Below are 17,177 nucleotides of genomic sequence, written 5' to 3' on the forward strand. Positions count from 1 at the left end.
GTCGAGCAGGGGTTACGTTCAGTTTCGTTTTAGCAGGCTATTGAGATAGGTACCGTATTCGCTGGCCGAAATCGGTTGCACAAGGGCCTTTAGCTGGCTATCGTTAATTAACCCAAATCGCCACGCGGTCTCTTCAGGACTGCCGATCTTCAATCCCTGTCGATGCTCGATCGTGCGGATGAATTCCGACGCTTCAAGCAATGAATCATGCGTGCCGGTATCGAACCAGGCGAAACCTCGTCCCAAAACCTCGGCGTGAAGAGCGCCTGCTTCCAGATATTCGATGTTCACGTCAGTGATTTCAATTTCACCACGCGCTGACGGCTTCAGCTTAGCCGCGATATCGACCACTCGGTTGTCATAAAAATAGAGCCCGGTCACCGCCATGTTGCTGGGCGGGATTTTCGGCTTTTCAACTAGCGCCACGATGCGCCCGCTGGCATCGAACGTAGCAATTCCATACCGCTCCGGGCTGGCAACAGGATGCACAAAAATCGTCGCCCCGTTCTTGCGAGCCGTGGCTCGTCCGAGGTTGTCGGGCAAGCCGTGGCCAAAGAACAGATTGTCACCCAGCACTAGTGCAACGGGATCTTCCCCGATGAAATCGCGGCCGACGATGAAGGCGTCAGCGAGGCCGCGCGGACGGTCCTGCTCAGCGAATGACATCCGAATGCCCCATTTCTCGCAGCCGCGAAACACCTCCTTAAAACGCGGCAGGTCGTGCGGCGTGCTGATCAACAGAATGTCGCGGATGCCGGCCATCATCAGCACGGTCAGCGGGTAGTAAATCATCGGCTTGTTATAAACCGGAAGCAACTGCTTCGAGACCCCGACCGTTACCGGATAAAGTCGTGTGCCGGCGCCGCCCGCAAGAATGATGCCCTTCACGTCCCGCTCCATTGCTGTTCTGCTGGGTCATTATGAAGACTGCTCAGGATATCGTCCAGCGCGCGCTCCCACGGCCGTAAAGCGACGCCGTAAGCCTGAAGAATTCGGCCGCAGTCAAGTATCGAATAGCTCGGCCGCGCCGCGGGCGTCGGATACTCCGCTGTCGTTATGGCATCGAGACGCGGTGCGACGCCGCCGTTCGCGGCAAGCCACGCAAAGATATGGGCCGCGACACCATGCCAGGTGGTGGCTCCTGAGTTCGTCAGATGAAACGTCCCGAACACGTCATGACCTTCGGACAGCATGGTGATGATCGCGAAGATGGCTGCCGCCAGGTCACCGGCGGAGGTAGGCGTTCCCCGCTGATCGGCAACGACACGAACAACGTCCCGTTCATCTGCGAGTCGCAGCATCGTCTTGACAAAGTTCGATCCATACATCCCGCAGACCCATGCGGTCCGCAGGATAATGTGGCGTTCACACTCCGCTGCCACCAACCGTTCGCCGGCCTGCTTGCTGCGCCCGTACACGCTAAGTGGGTTGACCGGATCATCCTCGAGGTAGGGCTCGCGTTTGCGGCCGTCGAACACGTAATCTGTGGAGATGTGAATCAAGGCCGATCCGTGCGACTGAGCAGCCTGCGCAAGATTACGCGCTCCCTGCTCGTTAACGGCAAACGCGCGCTCCGCATCCGATTCCGCTTTGTCCACAGCCGTATAGGCCGCGGCGTTGACAATGACCGAAGGTCCAATTCGGCTGATGACAACGCGAACAGCGGCTGCATCGCTGATATCGACATCCCCGTGCGTGAAGCCGACGACAGGCAAGCCGATCGACGGCTTCTTCAGTAGTTCGCGCCCAACCTGTCCGGCGGCGCCAAAAACGACCACAGGTCCGACAAAGTGGCTCATGATCTAGCGTCGGACTTGATTACGCCCAGCCGCGCGTTGTCGTATCCGCGCGCACGAACACTCTCGCACCAGTCATGGTTTGCCAGATACCATTTCACCGTGCGACGTAATCCAGACGAGAGCGTTTCGAGGGGTTTCCATCCCAATTCACGGCGGATTTTGCTACAATCGATGGCGTAGCGCATATCGTGCCCCGGACGATCGGCAACGTAGGAGATGAGGTCCGCATGTTTGCGGTGCGGTCGATTGGGAATCAGATCGTCGAGTATTGAGCATAACGACTGAACCAGCTCGATGTTCGTGCTCTCTGCGTTGCCGCCTATGTTGTATTTTTCTCCGGGGCGTGCGCGGTTGAGCACAAGCCAAAGTGCCCGGGCGTGATCGTCGACGAACAGCCAGTCCCGTACATTCATTCCGGTGCCGTAGACCGGCAACGGCCGACCACGCATGGCATTGGTGACCATCAGTGGAATCAGCTTTTCGGGATGCTGATAAGGCCCATAATTGTTGGAACAGTTCGACATCACCATCGGCAGACCGAACGTGTGATGCCAGGCGCGGACCAGATGATCGGCCGACGCCTTGCTTGCTGAGTAAGGCGAGTTCGGAGCGTAAGGTGAGTCCTCGCCAAACGCCCCTTCCACCCCGAGGGTTCCGTAGACCTCGTCGGTCGAGACATGATGGAAACGGAACTGCTCCCGGCGCGCCGGCGGCAAACCCTCGAAGTATCGCCGCGTCGCCTGAAGTAACTTGAACGTACCGACGATATTGGTCTCGACGAAAGCGTCGGGGCCGTCAATCGATCGATCGACGTGCGATTCCGCGGCGAGATGCATCACGGCATCCGGTTGCTGTTCACGAAAGATACGGTCGATGGTCTCGGAGTCACAGATGTCGGCATGCTCGAAGCGGTAACGGTTGCTCGTCGCAAGGGACGCAAGCGCTTCGACCGAAGAGGCATATGTCAGCTTATCGATATTGACGACCTCAGCGTCAGTATCCTCGATCAGGAGTCTGCATACGGCGGACCCTATGAATCCTGCGCCCCCTGTGATCAGTGTCTTCATGAGGCTTAACTGCGATAGTGGAAGGGGTCAGCTAGATCACGAAAGCGCGGCAACGCCAGATCTTTGTCGGTTATCACAGCGGCGTCAGCTCCCACCGGCCACTCTATGCCAAGATCCGGATCGCTCCATAACACGCCGCTGTCGAACTTCGGCGCATACGGCGTGGAGACCTTGTAGAGCACCGACGTATCGGCCTCGAGCGTGCAAAAGCCGTGAGCGAACCCTTCGGGAACATAGAGTTGACTCCATGAATCACGGCTCAATTCCACCGCGACATGGCGACCATAGGTCGGCGAACCCTTTCGGCAATCCACAACCACATCCAGAATTCGGCCTGAAAAAACCATCACCAGCTTGGCCTGAGCGGCTGGCGGAACCTGGAAATGCAGACCGCGAACAGTTCCCACGGCGAAAGAAAAGGAATAATTATCCTGAACGAAGCTCGTCACGACACCGGCTTCACGCAACGCCGCGCTGTTATAAATCTCCGAAAAAAATCCCCGTTTGTCGGCATGCCGACGAAGGCTAAAAAGTTTTACGTCAGGAATGTCAAGCGCCGTAATTTCCATGACGAATAGAGCCCCATCGATTGCAACACCCCGATTGACGGGAAGCATAATTATCGTTTATCACCAAACCCTTGAATGCGATCAACTCGGCCTAGCTTCCGGGTATTCGAGAAACCCAGATGGCGGCGGCGTGCCGGGCGCTAGCTTCCGACCGACGAACTAACCCATTCCGCTATCCAAATCAACAGAGTCCAATGAAAAGCCAACTCCGTCGGGTCATGGTCGGCAACGTCGCTTACGCCATCGAGATCAACCACGCGTATCCGTTGACGGAAGGATGGCAATCCAGTCTGCAAAACGCCTGTCGCGCTCATCCCGCCGCGGTGGTTTGGGACGACCTTCTTGTTAGAAAACGGCGCGGTTTTCGTCCTGAAGCGTTTCGGCTCGTGTGGCCGACGCCAGACAAGCTTTTCTATCCGCAGGTTGATCACGCCGGGCGTTGTGCGGTTCGCGCGGACTTTGTCGACGATGAAAAGCCGGGCGCCACGTCACGGGCGCTATTAAAGATCATCGATCAAGGACAGCCTATCGACTTCAGCTCCGGCATTCTTCGCTTCACCCGCTCGGTCAAATCGTCAGTCTACAACCCAATCGCGTCGCCCCCCGCACCGTCCGCGCGCGCCGATAAGATATCGGTTATCGTAAATTATCGCGATCAGCCCGAACTGATGGAAGCGTGCTTGGAGAGTCTTGCGAGCCAAAGATGCCGCAGCCGGCTCGAAGTGCTGCTGATTGACAACCAATCGAGCCCCGAAAGTCTTGAGCGCATCGCATCTTCAGCCGCGCGGCTGCTGTCAGCCAAAGCGGAGGTTCGCCACATCCGCTACGACAAACCGTTCAACAAATCGGCGCAGGATAATCTAGGCGTCGAGACCGCCTCGGGCGACGTGACGGTGATGATGAATAACGATGCCGCGCTCACTCATCCCGATACACTCCAAACGATCTGCGATTGGGCCGCAACTCCCGGCGTAGCCTCAGCCGGCCCATTGTTTACCGGCGCAGGCGGACGCCTGGTTTCTTCGGGTGTATTCATACGACCGCCGTCGAAAAGCGGCCATACCATCATTCGAGAAAATGAACTCGCCACGTTTGCGTCGACCGTTCATTACTCCGCCGGAAGTAGTTTCGGATGCGCCGCGGTTTCCAAAGCAGCCTGGACCACTGTCGGTCCTCTCGATACTGAAACGTTCCGCTCGCAGTACAACGATGCCGATGTATTCATTCGCGCGCTGCGGATGGGACTAAAGCATGTCTACGTTGGCACGGTCTCGTGCCATCATGAACCCGGCCGCTCGGAAGCGCGCACTAAGCAGCATATACAGGATTTGCTGAGTCGACTGATGGAACGTCATCCGGATGCCGTCCAATACGCCGGTACGGATCCCGATCTGATCAAGTATGGGGCTCTCCCGCGTTTTGAGAGCGCCAAAGCGAATGCCTGGATGAAACTCGTTCAGAAGACACGGCAATTGAGCCGCTTGGCTCGTACGATCGGCGCTCGGATTTAACACGTGGTATTCAGCTCCGTCACGTTTCTGTTTTATTTCCTGCCGCTCGTGCTGATCACCGTGGCATTCACGCGCTCGGCCTCCGCGAACAATATTGTACTTCTCGTTTTCAGCATCGCCTTCTACGTTTACGGCGAGTCCGACAAGGTATACATCGTACTAGTCGTCGTAGTTGTTAGCTTCCTGTCGGGCGTCGCGATGCAGGAAGCAAGCAAGTTTCGCAGACGCGCGGCGCTGGTCGCAGGCATAGCGATCAACCTTACAATCCTCGGCTATTACAAATATTCTGGCTTCGTGCTGACCAACCTGTCGGAAATTGTTTCACTTCCGTTCATCGTGAGTCACGTCGAACTTCCCTTAGGCATTTCGTTCTTCGTCTTTCATGCGATTTCTTACGTCGTCGATATCCACCGGAAGGTGGCGCCCGCGCAGCGCCGATTCCATGTTTTTACGCTGTATATTATTTTCTTCCCTCAACTTATTGCGGGGCCGATCGTTCGTTACCATGAAATTGCGGAACAATTTCTGACTCGGCGCATGAGTTGGCAGGATTTCAGCATCGGCGCTTCACGGTTTGTGATCGGCTTGGGCAAGAAGACGCTTATCGCCAACCCGCTCGCGGTCCCGGTCGACCAGATTTTCGGATTGCAGCAATCGCAGCTCAGTTTCGAATTGGCGTGGCTCGGTGCGATACTCTATGCGCTTCAGCTCTACTTCGACTTTTCCGGATATAGCGACATGGCGATCGGCCTGGCGCGAATGTTCGGGTTTCGCTTCCCGGAGAACTTCAACTATCCCTACGTCTCGCAATCGATCCAAGAATTCTGGAGACGCTGGCACATTTCGCTCTCAAACTGGTTTCGGGATTATCTCTACGTTCCTTTGGGGGGCAGCAGGGTGTCGCCTGGGCGTACTTACCTGAACCTGCTGATCGTTTTCTTTCTGTGCGGACTTTGGCACGGGGCCTCCTGGAACTTCGTCGTCTGGGGTCTTTGGCACGGACTTTTTCTCATTCTGGAAAGAGCATTTTTGTCGGCCGTTTTGCAGCGCACTTGGTTTGTGCTGCGTCACGGCTACGCGATGCTCGTCGTTTTGATTGGATGGGTTTTCTTCCGGGCTGACGATCTACCGCAGGCCTTCAGTTTTATTTCCCATATGTTCAACTTCGCAGAATTCCAAGGAAATCTGTATCCGCTGGAGGCCTATTTCACCACCGAAGTCCTGGTTTTGATGCTGGTGGCCATTGTGTTCAGCGCGCCCCTCGTGCCTTATATCAGCGCGGCGATCGAGCGCTTGCGGCAAGTTTCGCGGCTATCCTGGGGTGTCGCTCGTGCGGCGCAGGTGGCTTTGTCTATATCCTGCTTCGTGCTGTCGAGCATGGCGATAACTGCCCAAACCCATAATCCATTTCTTTATTTCCGGTTCTGACTATGAAGCCTCATGACCGACCGAGCGGGCGCGCCTTTCATTTTAGCGAATTGTTAGCCGCCGCGTTCGTGATCATGATCGCAACGCCGCTTGTGATGCATTGCTGGCAAGGTTCCGCGGCCATCCTGCGCGACGAAAAGCGAAACGCTGCGGCATTTCCGTCTTTACCGGCGAAAGACCGTCCCATTCGAATCTTCGTGCGCGAGCTCGATGCATACCTGAGAGATAACTATGGGCTGCGAAACTGGCTGCTTACTTCATACAACGTAGTCAAATATCGCGTATTCGGTAACTACGACACCGGATCTGGCCATGTGCTCCTCAGCAAGAACCGCTGGATGTACTACACGCAATTTGAGCAGATCGACGCATACCGCGGACGCTATATCGTACCCGAGAGCCAACTCAAGCAATTTTCCGATGGTCTCAAGCACCAGTACGACGTCGTCACATCGCGGGGAATGACTTACGTCGCCGTTATTGCCCCGAACAAGCAATCGATATGTCCGGAAAATCTTCCGGACTGGGCGCAGCGGTCGCTGGGGTCCGGTGCGACGGATCAAATCCTGCGATACGTAAAGCAGCGATATCCCGAAATCACCGTCATCGATACCCGTCATGGCGTTCGCAAGGCGAAGCATCTCGCCCCGTTGTTTGTTCCAACCGATATCCATTGGACCAGTCCGGCGGGCTATTTCGCCAACGCAGAAATCATTCCCGCGTTGCAGAAGGCAAATGCCAATATCCCTGACCCATCTCCCTGGTCCGAGTATGCGGTCATCTCCCAGCAGGACGTCGGCGGCGACCTCAGTGCGCTAACCAATTTGAGATCAAACATGAGGGAAACAACTTACGCCGTAACAAAACGCGGCGGCTTCCGCAGTCGGAGGGATCCGGCAAGTCCCTACATGCAGCTGCCTACTCTGGATTCGTTTCATCCGACCTTTGTGTATAAGATTGACGACGACCGGTTGCCCAGGGCGCTGGTGTTTCGCAACAGCTTTTTCACGGCGCTAATGCCATTTTTCTCAGAGCATTTTCGTGAAACGGTTGTCCTGTGGCGCGACTTCGATACCGCCTATATCGACAGGGTTCATCCAGATATCGTGGTACGTCAGTTCCTCGAAATGGAATTATTTCAGGTTACGCCAGAGATACTGAAACAGGCCGCGGAGCGACCAAGGTCCAGCGAGAACCGCTGACTTGTCTTGAGCCACCGCGGGATTCGGGGTTGATGGCCGCAACCTTGTCAGGCATGGTCCGCGCGCAACAAGGGAAGTCATCTAGGACGCCAATATGTCAACTGCACCGGTCGTCGCCGCAGGCACGGTCAAATTCGGCAATGACTTGCCGATTTCGGTCATCGCGGGCCCCTGCCAGCTCGAGAGCCGCGCGCATGCGCTCGAAGTCGCCGGCGCACTGAAGGAGATTGCGACGCGGCTGAAAATCGGCCTCGTCTACAAGACCTCTTTCGACAAGGCCAACCGCACCAGCGCATCGGCTGCGCGCGGCATCGGACTGAAACAGGCGCTGCCAATCTTCGCCGAAATCCGCGCCTCGCTTGGATTGCCAGTGCTCACCGACATCCACGAGGTCGCGCAATGCGCCGAGGTTGCGCAAGCCGTGGATGTGCTGCAGATCCCGGCCTTCCTGTGCAGACAGACCGATCTGCTGTTGGCGGCGGCCGCAACCGGAAATGTCGTCAACGTCAAGAAGGGGCAGTTCCTCGCACCGTGGGATATGGCCAACGTCGTCGCGAAGATCACGAGCGCCGGTAATCGCAACGTGCTCGTTACCGAGCGCGGCGCGTCCTTCGGCTATAACACGCTAGTGTCGGACATGCGGGCGTTGCCGATCCTTGCGCGGACCACCGGAGCGCCCGTGGTTTTTGATGCGACGCATTCAGTGCAGCAACCCGGAGGCAAAGGCACATCGTCGGGCGGCGAGCGCGAGTTCGTACCGATACTGGCGCGCGCTGCGGTGGCGGTCGGCGTCGCCGGCGTGTTCATTGAAACCCATCCAGATCCCGACCATGCACCGTCCGACGGCCCGAATATGGTGCCGTTGCGTGAGTTCGAAAGTCTGGTGCGGACCCTGATGGCGTTCGACACACTTGCCAAGGGCCAAGCTCGAAGAATCTGATGAAATTGGAATAGCCAATGAGCGGGTCTGGTACCGAGACAAACTCGATCGTTGCGGGATCGCCCGAACGATTTGGATATGAGTGGAACGAATATGCCGAAATGCGTCCGGAATACGAGGAACAATTTCGGCGTTGGACAGTCCACCTGACACCTGAAGATTGGCGCGGCAAGACTTTTCTCGATGTAGGTTGCGGCATGGGGAGAAACAGCTATTGGCCGATGGTCTATGGCGCAGCCGGAGGTGTCGCCATCGATGTCGACGCACGTTCACTCGCAGTCGCCCGCCGAAACCTGGCGTCATTCCCGACGCTTCGAGTCGAAGAGCGGAGCGCTTACGAAATCCCGGCAAACGGCGGCTTTGATATCGCCTTTTCCATCGGCGTCATCCACCATCTGGAGCACCCCGAACGTGCGCTGCGAGCCATGACTGATGCAGTAGCGCCGGGTGGACGTGTCCTGATCTGGGTATACGGATTAGAAAATAACCGCTGGATCGTCTTCGTTCTTTCCCCTATTCGCAATCTGCTGCTCAGTCGGCTGCCGATCGGAATCGTCCATCACCTATCGATCTACCCAGCTGCCGCGTTGTGGCTGGCGCTAAAATTGGGTTTTGGTCGACTTGCCTATTATCGCTTACTTCGGGGCTTCACATTTCGCCATTTGCGCTCAATCGTCTTCGATCAAATGCTTCCGAAGATTGCGAATTACTGGTCGAAAGAGACGGTCGAGGAACTGCTCCGGCAAGTCGGCCTCGCCGACATTCGACTCGCCTGGGTAAACGAAATGTCGTGGTCTGCCATCGGCCGTCGGCCCGAGGCCCTTTCGGCCGAAAATCACGCGTAATTCTTCGTACCGCAATGACTGTCATTGCCTGCCCCTTCGCACTGGACGATGACTTGCTTGTCATCAAATGCTCAGAGCATGTAGCGATTTGCAGTGCACCCATCCTAGGCAACGCCTATTCGCAACAAGTCGTGTATGTGCACAATGCCAACTGGTTTTGCCGCATCAGCCACATAAACCGCGGTGATCTTTGAGGCATTGAGCATTTGGAGTATCTCGCCGGCAAGAAAATCGGCGGTGATGGTTTTCGGGTTTTTCGTCATCACGTCCTCTACCCCCGCATTCGTCAGATCTGCGCGCATGTGCCGGCGCAGATCGCCATCAGTTATAATGCCGACGATGTCGCCGCAACTGTCGACGATGCCAACGCAACCGAATCCCTTTGATGACATCTCGATCAATGCCTCAGCCATGCTCGTGCCGAGCGGCTTCAATGGCATAGTATCACCGACATGCATCAGATCTCGCGCATGTTTTAGCATGGCGCCGAGCTTACCGCCTGGATGCAGCACGCTAAAATCGACTGAGGTGAAGCCACGACTTTGCAAGAGCGCGATCGCCAACGCATCGCCTAGCGACAATAACATCAACGACGAAGTGGTAGGCGCCAGATTATGCGGGCAAGCTTCGCGCGCTTTAGGCAAAGCCAAGACTATATCGGCTGCCTTCCCCAAGGTCGAATGTTCATTCGCGGTCATCACAATCAGCGGAATCTCGAAGCGACTGGCGTAGTTGATAAGGTTCTTCATTTCCTGTTGTTCGCCGGACCACGACAGCGCCAGAATAACGTCACTGTCGGTGATCATACCGAGATCGCCATGGCTCGCTTCCGCAGCGTGCACAAAGAAGGCAGGCGTCCCGGTGGAAGCAAAAGTAGCGGAAATCTTGCGTCCGATATGGCCCGACTTGCCGAGACCCGTTACGATCAGACGTCCACTTGTATTGAGAATAAGTTTAACCGCTTCCCCAAAGGCACTACCCAGATCCGCGGCTAATGCCGCCGCCAGCGCGCGAACGCCCTCAGCTTCTGCCTCAAGCGTCTTCAATGCGGATGCAATCGCCGCTTCATGGGCTTTTAGTTCGGTATGTGCCATAGCCAGTTCCTAAAGAAACAGTTAGTAGCGGCGCGCATCCTGGTGGTCTGCACCAGCCAGTGCTTAGCGGGTACTCGACAACTGATTGTAAACAGAAGTTAGAGCCCATGCCATCAATCAGCCGCACAGCACGTCAGCACATACACGGCCATTTGCCTTCAATGACTGGCAAAAAGCAGGATACGACGACCATTGCGCTCTTGCCGCTCCTCGGCAACCCTGACCGAGGCAAAGCCCGCTTGTCGGAGCAAGGCCTCGATATCCGACAGAAGCAACCATTTGGCGTGATCATACATACCTGAAAACACTTCGGCAGTACCACCTTCCTTGTAATGTTGGTAGCGGTACTGCTTCCCGTCGACCTCGTACACGCTGCGTGCCATATCGGGAATCGCGACGTGTGTGTCAAGCATGATCCCCTCCTTCGCGACCTTACCCAGAGCAAGCAAATGTCGAACGGGATCCTTGAGATGGTAGAGCACCCCAACATGATGTATCAGGTCTGTTTCAGGTAGTGTGGCGAGATCAGAAGATAGATCCAAGTTGCACACAAAGACATTCGGGCAGTAGCCGAACATCGCGCAGCGGACGATGGTCTTCACCACATTTTCGATGCGAGAATCCACGGCGACCACTTTCGCTCCGAAGCCAAGCAGGCCCACGGTATGTACACCCTCGAAACAACCCGCCTCGAGGACTGTTTTGCCGCTCAGTTTGAATATCTGATCCATCGTTTGAATGCGCCTATCAGGAATGACCTGTGGCGCGTCGCGCTTTCCCTTCCACGCAATGTTGCCGAAGCGGCGGCCATGACTATCAACCGTGAAGCATCTCCATGGAAGCAATGCGTTCAAATGCCTGAGATCGTCGTCGGACATTGCATCGACGTGACGCGTCGGCACGCGATGCCGATCAAAGCCGCCAAATTCGATCTTGTTGCCGGCAACGCCGACGGCCGCGGCCGAAGAAATTCTTTTCCAGATACTCGACCAAAGCGTCATAATGAATCCAAATGGCTATGAGTTGGGAGCTTCGCAGGGAAGCGACTGATTGCCATTAACAGCGGACCGAAACTATCCAAACAAAGACTTCAGTTCCGGAGCGCGGGCTTTGGACCAGCCGCGTAGAGCAATTCCAAGCCGCCAAGGCCCTGGGCAGGCATCCTTGTATTGAGTGCCACGCTCAGGTAAAATACCTGCTCGTCTTGCGCTAGGTCAATGCGCGCGACCAACGCCCAAATGCCTAGTGTACCCTACCCAATCTGATGGAGACGACGTGTGACGCTTGAAACGCCGGTTCGGATATTCGTTGGCACCGACCGCTCGCAAATGGTCGGCGTCAAGGTGCTGGAATACTCGGTAAAACGCCATACCGATCTTCCAATCGAAGTCACACCCCTCATCGATGTCAAGCTGCCAGAACCTCGCGACCCGCGGCAGCGCCAGCGAACCGGGTTCAGCTTTGCCCGATTCGCCATCCCGAGGCTCGCCAATTACCGCGGCAGAGCACTGTACACCGATGCCGACATGCTAGTGTTCAAGGACATTCGCGAATTATGGTCGGTGGATTTCGAAGGAGCAAAAGTCGTCGTTCAGGAAGAGCTTCCAGGCCAACACGCCAAACACCGGAAGGCATTTGCGCCGGGCAAACGGGTCAAGCAATGCTCGGTAATGCTGGTCGATTGCGAAGCGGCGAGATGGGATCCGGAGGAGATCGTGCGCGGGCTCGACGACTCCTACAGCTATGAAGATTTGATGCAGAACCTGTGCATCCTCCGTGAGGACGAAGTTTCATACCGGGTGCCCTTCCGCTGGAATAGCCTTGAACATTACGACGACACCACATGCCTGATCCACTATACGGACATGCCCACCCAACCGTGGGTTTCTACGGACAATCCAAACGGATACCTTTGGTCGAACGAGGTCCGCCGCATGCTTGCCGACGGCGCACTCACCTTGGCCGAGCTCGAACAGGAGAAAGCGCTTGGCTTTTTGCGCCCCTCGTTTCTGACCGAGCTCAAGATGGTCGATGACTCTGCGAAGCTGACCAAGGAGCAGACAAGGGCTCTAGCCGCAGAAGACAAGGTTGCCCATTTCGTGAAGCATGCGACGTTGACCGAGGCGCGCGAGCGACGAAAGCAAGAGATAAAGGAGTATGAGAGGCAGGTCAGGAATGGACAGGTTTCGTCCGGACCGACGTCCCCTCGGCCGCGTTTCTTAGACCGCTTGCGTGCGCGACTTGCCCGCTGAGGAGTTTCCCCTGACTGGTGATCGTATTCTTGTGACCGGCGGCGCCGGCTTCATCGGTTCGCGGCTCGTACGCCAACTTCGCGCGAGTGCCGAAAAGACTGTGGTGTTCGACAGCCTGCACCCGCAAGTCCATGGCGAAGGGGCGACCTTTCCGGACGAAGGGGCAAACGTGATCTGTATGAAAGCGGATATTCGCGATGGCGATGCCCTGAGAAGCGCCATCAGCGATCACACTCCGACACTAGTATATCATCTCGCCGCGGAAACCGGCACGGGACAATCCTACGATCTCATTTCGCGCTACTGTGATGTCAATGTCGGCGGCACGGCCCGCCTTATCGAGGCATTGCGGCAAAGCAGGTCCCCGCCACGCCGGGTCGTGCTCGCCAGTTCCCGTGCAGTATATGGCGAGGGTGCGTTCCAGGCCGACGACGGGTCGCTGATCATCCCCGCTTCACGTCGCGAGGAACAGTTAAAGGCCGGAGATTTCGTGCCACGCGATCTCGCCGGTAGAGCCTTGAGGCCGGTCCCAACGCCGGAAAGCCTGCCCCCAGCGCCCGCCTCGATCTATGGCTCCACGAAACTGATGCAGGAATACCTGCTGGAACAAGGCCTTGCCGGCATGGCCACTGAGCTGGTGCTGTTGAGATTTCAGAACGTGTACGGACCAGGCCAGAGCCTGCGTAACCCCTACACGGGCGTGCTGTCGATCTTCTGCTCGCAGATCCTCGCAGGAAGAACGCTCAACATTTTTGAAGACGGCGAAATCGTGCGCGATTTTGTCTTTGTCGACGATGTGGTTGAGGCGTTAGTGAAGGCTGGCGCCGCCGCAGCCCCCGGCAGCACACCGATAAATATTGGCAGCGGCACGCCAGCAAGTATCCTTGGCACGGCGCAATTCTTGCTAAAAATACTCGGAGCGCCGGAGGATAGATTTTTGATCTCCGGCGACTTCCGCATCGGCGATATCCGCCACTCCGTGGCCGATATCGCGCGCGCGTGCGAGCGTCTCAATTGGCAGCCGCGCTTTTCCCTGAAGAAAGGCCTTGAGGCACTGGCGGATTGGGCACGCCAAGAGGCCTCTTCATCGCGCTAGACTGATACGGCGAGATCAGAGATCGCGATCAGCGCGGCAAACATACATGACGCGGAAATCTCCGGCCGCGTCGCCAAACGGATTAGGATGTAGTTGCCGAGCAATATAGGGGAAGCCGACGGCCTTCAACGCGCGAAGAAGCTCCGCTTCCTGGGCCCAAAATGAGAAAGTGTTGTCGAGCGAGCTACGGACCCTGCGCTCGAGTTCTTCTGGAGTGAGCCCATCTGGATGCTCGCGATACAATCGTCCGACATAGCCGTCTTTGTTCGTCATCGGCTCGGAAAGGCGCTTTCCGAACCGCACGTCGGCGCCGTTTTCGGCCGTGTGCGTGTAGAGCATCAACGTGTCCGAGGTGACTTCGCGCAGAAGCTTGAGCATCGGCAGAAAGTCATCGGCCCCCAGATGATGCAAGATACCGAAAAACAACACGAGTTCGAATTTGCCCAACTCCGCTGGAGAGATCTTTCTGACATCGCCCTGCCGAAAATTCACATTGCTTGCACCGAAACATCTGGCGATAAACTGCGAGCGGTCGACATAGAGCTTTCTACCTTCGATGCCGAGGACCCTGCCGGCGCCAGCCATGGCCAACTCAATCGAATGCTGCCCTTCCGCGCTGGTCAAATCGAGTACTGAAAGGCCCTCGACCCGGCCGCGGCGCGTAACAAAGGGAACCGAATCGACAACCTGCGTTCCAATGATCTTCAGGCCTTTTGCTTTGCCGAAATAACGCTCATTGCTAGATGTAATTGTTTCTCCGGCTTCGCCGAGATCATAATAATGCGCCCAGGGCTGCTCCGGCGAAAGCTGTGCAAGGCCCGCTCGAATCTCGGCACTGCTCAAGACAGGTTTAAACTTCTGTATCGGCATAGGATGGCCGATCATCTGCTTGGTCGCGGCTGCCGCATCACCGCCAGCCGCCTTTGGACCAGCGACCACTGCACGGGCCGGATTACCCGGACTAGCAGCAGGTTTGACTGCGTCACGCACACTCTTCAACAGACCTCTAATCATGCAAAACTCCTCCCGGAAGAGAGCCGGCGCGCTTTGTCGAGACTGTCGACGTTTGGACCTTTCGTTACCCCAGCGCCCGCCATATCCGCAACAACCAAATCCGTTACGCGCGAAATGCAGTCGCCATCGAGGCGGGTACGCTCCCGGAAAATGGCATTTTGGTCAATCAGAGCGGCTGGTTCGGTCAAGGCTGAATCGGCAAACGCGAGCCAATCCGCCACATTCCGAATTTGCTGCAATGGGCGGTAAACATCAAGGTTTAGGCCGTACGCCGCCACCGCAACTGGCACGCCGAGCTCGGTCGCATCCAGCGCGACCGTCGATGGTGTCGTTATTACACATTTGCAGTGGGGAATGACCGCTGCTGCCGTATACGGCTCCCACTTCGGATCGTCGGGATCGGCAATGATCACGTTACTCGTATATCCCTCAAGCCTGCCAGGCCTCGCAAGGTATTTTCCGGCGTGATGAGGCTTGAGGAGAAATACAAACTCCGGCCGTGTGGCGGCCGCCGCCAGAAGATCCCGAACAAAGTTGTCGCGGTAGGACTGCGGATACCGCTCCCAGTGCAAATTCTCGAACACGCCGACCACGTTACGGCCGGACAATTCGGGAAAGTCAACATTAACTCGTGCGACCTCAGCCGACCGGCCGACAGCGAATGCCTTGCGGCGCGTCTCCTCCGCGGTGGCTTCCGGCAGGTTCTCCGGCGCCGCCCAAATCAGCACGCGATCGGAAGCAAACCTGATTGCGGGGCCGTGCGTTTCGTCGAAGTAGGTGAGACCTATATTCTCCAGTCCGTGCTGGAATGTGTAGGTTCGAACGCCATCGGCATTCGCCGCGTTTGTCAACTTATGGTTGAACAGGTGCGCGCGCGCGGTCGATTCCGATGCGGAAACCAAGACGTCCAGACCGCGGACACTTTGGTCGTTGCCCAGCAGAACCTGCTCGCGTTCGATGACGGATGGAACCACGGCAAGCTCTACCAGTGCCCTCCCAATTCGTGGCGATCTCGATAGCGAGGTATCGGATAAGAGAACCCTAAGCTCGAAACGCGGATCTTTCCGCCAAGCGTCGATCAGAGGGCGCAGGACGTCGAGATCTTGCGTCAAATCGAGCAGAATGCCTGCCTTGATGCGCCCGTCCGCGCTGCCGCGCGTAACCTTCGAATGGGGAGCGCACCGCAAGAGATGGTCCCATTGCTGGCCGATGACTTTGGGCGAATACAGCGTATCGAGAATAGGCGCAGCCTTGTCGAGACATCGCTTTGCTGTTTTGGGATCTGTTAAAAGTTGTCGAAGATGCTGCTCCCAATTTTCGAAAAGAACAGCCTCGCCCAGTGGTTCGATCGCCTTCAGCGGTGAAACGATCGCCGGCACGCCATGTTGAAGTGCCATGACTACGCGATTCGCCGATTTGGTCCCAGAGAAGTCATCTCCCGTTGAGGGAAACAGACAAGCCGTAGCCCTCTCCAGACTTGTAAAGATCACAGAAGGCGACCAGTTGAAGTAACGCGACCGAAACTTTAGCGGCGCGATCGCTGATTCGTATTTCTTCTGATGGTTACTGATAACCCACACTTCGAAGTCGTATTCTTGCGCAAGCCGCTCCAGGGCCGGAGCAACCTGGAACAGTGAAAGCATCCCGAAATTGCTGTGGGGCGAGCCGTGATTGCCGAACCAAAGAAACACCGGACAATCCGAAGGCGCTGGACCGGGAGCAGTACGATCGTTGGTGCGAGGCAAAGTCCGTTCCTTGCGCGAAGCGGCCAGCCTCAGTCGGTCCCAAGCGAGTCTGGACGCTTGCTCCGGAGATTTCCGAAAATGATTCGCAAACACCAAGCCGCGCTTCACCATGGAAGACTTCGACGGCTTGACCATATTGGCATCAAGATAAGCAGCGGCCGCCCTATACGACTCCGCTGTTTCGATTTGGTCCGGAATGATCTCGAAGCGCGTTCCTGGAAGCATGGTTGGGCGGATGGCACTCGCCATGGCCTCAGTCGTAACCACCACCGCGTCGACGAGCGCACTAGCTGCACTGAGCCACATGCGCTGAAGCTGCGACGGCTGCTTTTCGTATTCGATGACGATCGTATTGTCGCATAGGTCAATGAAAATACGCTTATTGAGCAGCGCAGCAGCGTCGATGAGACGTAGGGAATGCGCATCAAGCCGTTTTACCAAAACAATTGCATCGAGTTCCTGCACGTCACGCAGAGCGTCGAGCGAGCTCAAATATACTCTGCTCTTGTGCCCCAGTTCGTCGATTGCGAGTGCCGGATAAAGGACGCGGTACCGCGTGCTTGCGATCCGGACATGGCCACCCTGTACAATCCAACCGATTAGCATCGTGAATCT

Annotated in this window: 15 protein-coding genes; 7 read left to right on the forward strand and 8 right to left on the reverse strand. The window is 56.6% G+C overall.

Annotated elements, in window-relative coordinates; genetic code table 11:
• Positions 1–18 precede the first annotated feature (18 nt).
• From rfbA to rfbC, 4 genes are read right to left on the reverse strand one after another with little or no spacing between them, the layout of a single operon-like run.
• A complete protein-coding gene (rfbA, locus tag C7G61_RS06730; protein WP_108513475.1) occupies positions 19–888 on the reverse strand; it encodes a glucose-1-phosphate thymidylyltransferase RfbA in 870 nt (289 codons plus the stop codon).
• Entirely contained in the window at positions 885–1,799 is a 915-nt protein-coding gene (rfbD, locus tag C7G61_RS06735) for a dTDP-4-dehydrorhamnose reductase (protein WP_108513295.1), read from the reverse strand. Before rfbD ends, rfbA begins: the two co-directional genes overlap by 4 nt.
• Positions 1,796–2,866, reverse strand: a complete 1,071-nt coding sequence (rfbB, locus tag C7G61_RS06740; RefSeq protein ID WP_108513296.1) for a dTDP-glucose 4,6-dehydratase — start codon at positions 2,864–2,866, stop codon at positions 1,796–1,798. The genes rfbD and rfbB overlap by 4 nt, the downstream gene beginning before the upstream one ends.
• 5 nt (positions 2,867–2,871) lie before the next feature.
• Positions 2,872–3,435, reverse strand: a complete 564-nt coding sequence (gene rfbC, locus C7G61_RS06745) for a dTDP-4-dehydrorhamnose 3,5-epimerase (protein ID WP_108513476.1) — start codon at positions 3,433–3,435, stop codon at positions 2,872–2,874.
• Positions 3,436–3,629: 194 nt separating this feature from the next.
• On the opposite strand from rfbC, the gene C7G61_RS06750 reads away from it, so the two are divergent.
• The 5 genes from C7G61_RS06750 (at position 3,630) to C7G61_RS06770 (ending at position 9,361) form a co-directional block, all read left to right on the forward strand.
• Positions 3,630–4,946 (forward strand): glycosyltransferase family 2 protein, encoded by a 1,317-nt coding sequence (locus C7G61_RS06750; protein ID WP_190241694.1) that lies wholly within the window; start codon positions 3,630–3,632, stop codon positions 4,944–4,946.
• A gap of 3 nt (positions 4,947–4,949) precedes the next feature.
• Positions 4,950–6,374 (forward strand): MBOAT family O-acyltransferase, encoded by a 1,425-nt coding sequence (locus C7G61_RS06755; RefSeq protein WP_108513298.1) that lies wholly within the window; start codon positions 4,950–4,952, stop codon positions 6,372–6,374.
• 2 nt (positions 6,375–6,376) lie between these two features.
• Entirely contained in the window at positions 6,377–7,576 is a 1,200-nt protein-coding gene (locus C7G61_RS06760; RefSeq protein WP_108513299.1) for an alginate O-acetyltransferase AlgX-related protein, read from the forward strand.
• 94 nt (positions 7,577–7,670) lie between these two features.
• On the forward strand, positions 7,671–8,516 hold the full coding sequence (kdsA, locus tag C7G61_RS06765; protein ID WP_108513300.1) for a 3-deoxy-8-phosphooctulonate synthase: 846 nt from the start codon (positions 7,671–7,673) through the stop codon (positions 8,514–8,516).
• A gap of 17 nt (positions 8,517–8,533) precedes the next feature.
• Complete coding sequence (locus tag C7G61_RS06770) at positions 8,534–9,361, forward strand: class I SAM-dependent methyltransferase (RefSeq protein WP_108513301.1); 828 nt, start codon at positions 8,534–8,536, stop codon at positions 9,359–9,361.
• 104 nt (positions 9,362–9,465) lie between these two features.
• On the opposite strand, the gene C7G61_RS06775 is transcribed toward C7G61_RS06770, so the two are convergent.
• Together C7G61_RS06775 and C7G61_RS06780 are read right to left on the reverse strand one after the other, a co-directional pair.
• On the reverse strand, positions 9,466–10,455 hold the full coding sequence (locus C7G61_RS06775; protein ID WP_108513302.1) for a KpsF/GutQ family sugar-phosphate isomerase: 990 nt from the start codon (positions 10,453–10,455) through the stop codon (positions 9,466–9,468).
• 158 nt (positions 10,456–10,613) lie between these two features.
• Entirely contained in the window at positions 10,614–11,456 is an 843-nt protein-coding gene (locus C7G61_RS06780; RefSeq protein ID WP_108513303.1) for a class I SAM-dependent methyltransferase, read from the reverse strand.
• 276 nt (positions 11,457–11,732) lie between these two features.
• On the opposite strand from C7G61_RS06780, the gene C7G61_RS06785 reads away from it, so the two are divergent.
• Complete coding sequence (locus tag C7G61_RS06785) at positions 11,733–12,707, forward strand: glycosyltransferase (RefSeq protein ID WP_202975755.1); 975 nt, start codon at positions 11,733–11,735, stop codon at positions 12,705–12,707.
• Positions 12,688–13,803 (forward strand): NAD-dependent epimerase/dehydratase family protein, encoded by a 1,116-nt coding sequence (locus C7G61_RS06790; protein ID WP_202975756.1) that lies wholly within the window; start codon positions 12,688–12,690, stop codon positions 13,801–13,803. Before C7G61_RS06785 ends, C7G61_RS06790 begins: the two co-directional genes overlap by 20 nt.
• Positions 13,804–13,818: 15 nt before the next feature.
• On the opposite strand, the gene C7G61_RS06795 is transcribed toward C7G61_RS06790, so the two are convergent.
• Both C7G61_RS06795 and C7G61_RS06800 read right to left on the reverse strand, forming a co-directional pair.
• On the reverse strand, positions 13,819–14,817 hold the full coding sequence (locus tag C7G61_RS06795) for a class I SAM-dependent methyltransferase (RefSeq protein ID WP_202975757.1): 999 nt from the start codon (positions 14,815–14,817) through the stop codon (positions 13,819–13,821).
• Complete coding sequence (locus C7G61_RS06800; RefSeq protein ID WP_145963566.1) at positions 14,814–17,054, reverse strand: hypothetical protein; 2,241 nt, start codon at positions 17,052–17,054, stop codon at positions 14,814–14,816. Before C7G61_RS06800 ends, C7G61_RS06795 begins: the two co-directional genes overlap by 4 nt.
• Positions 17,055–17,177 lie beyond the last annotated feature (123 nt).

This window comes from Bradyrhizobium algeriense (assembly GCF_003062295.1).
Taxonomy (GTDB): Bacteria; Pseudomonadota; Alphaproteobacteria; order Rhizobiales; family Xanthobacteraceae; genus Bradyrhizobium; species Bradyrhizobium algeriense.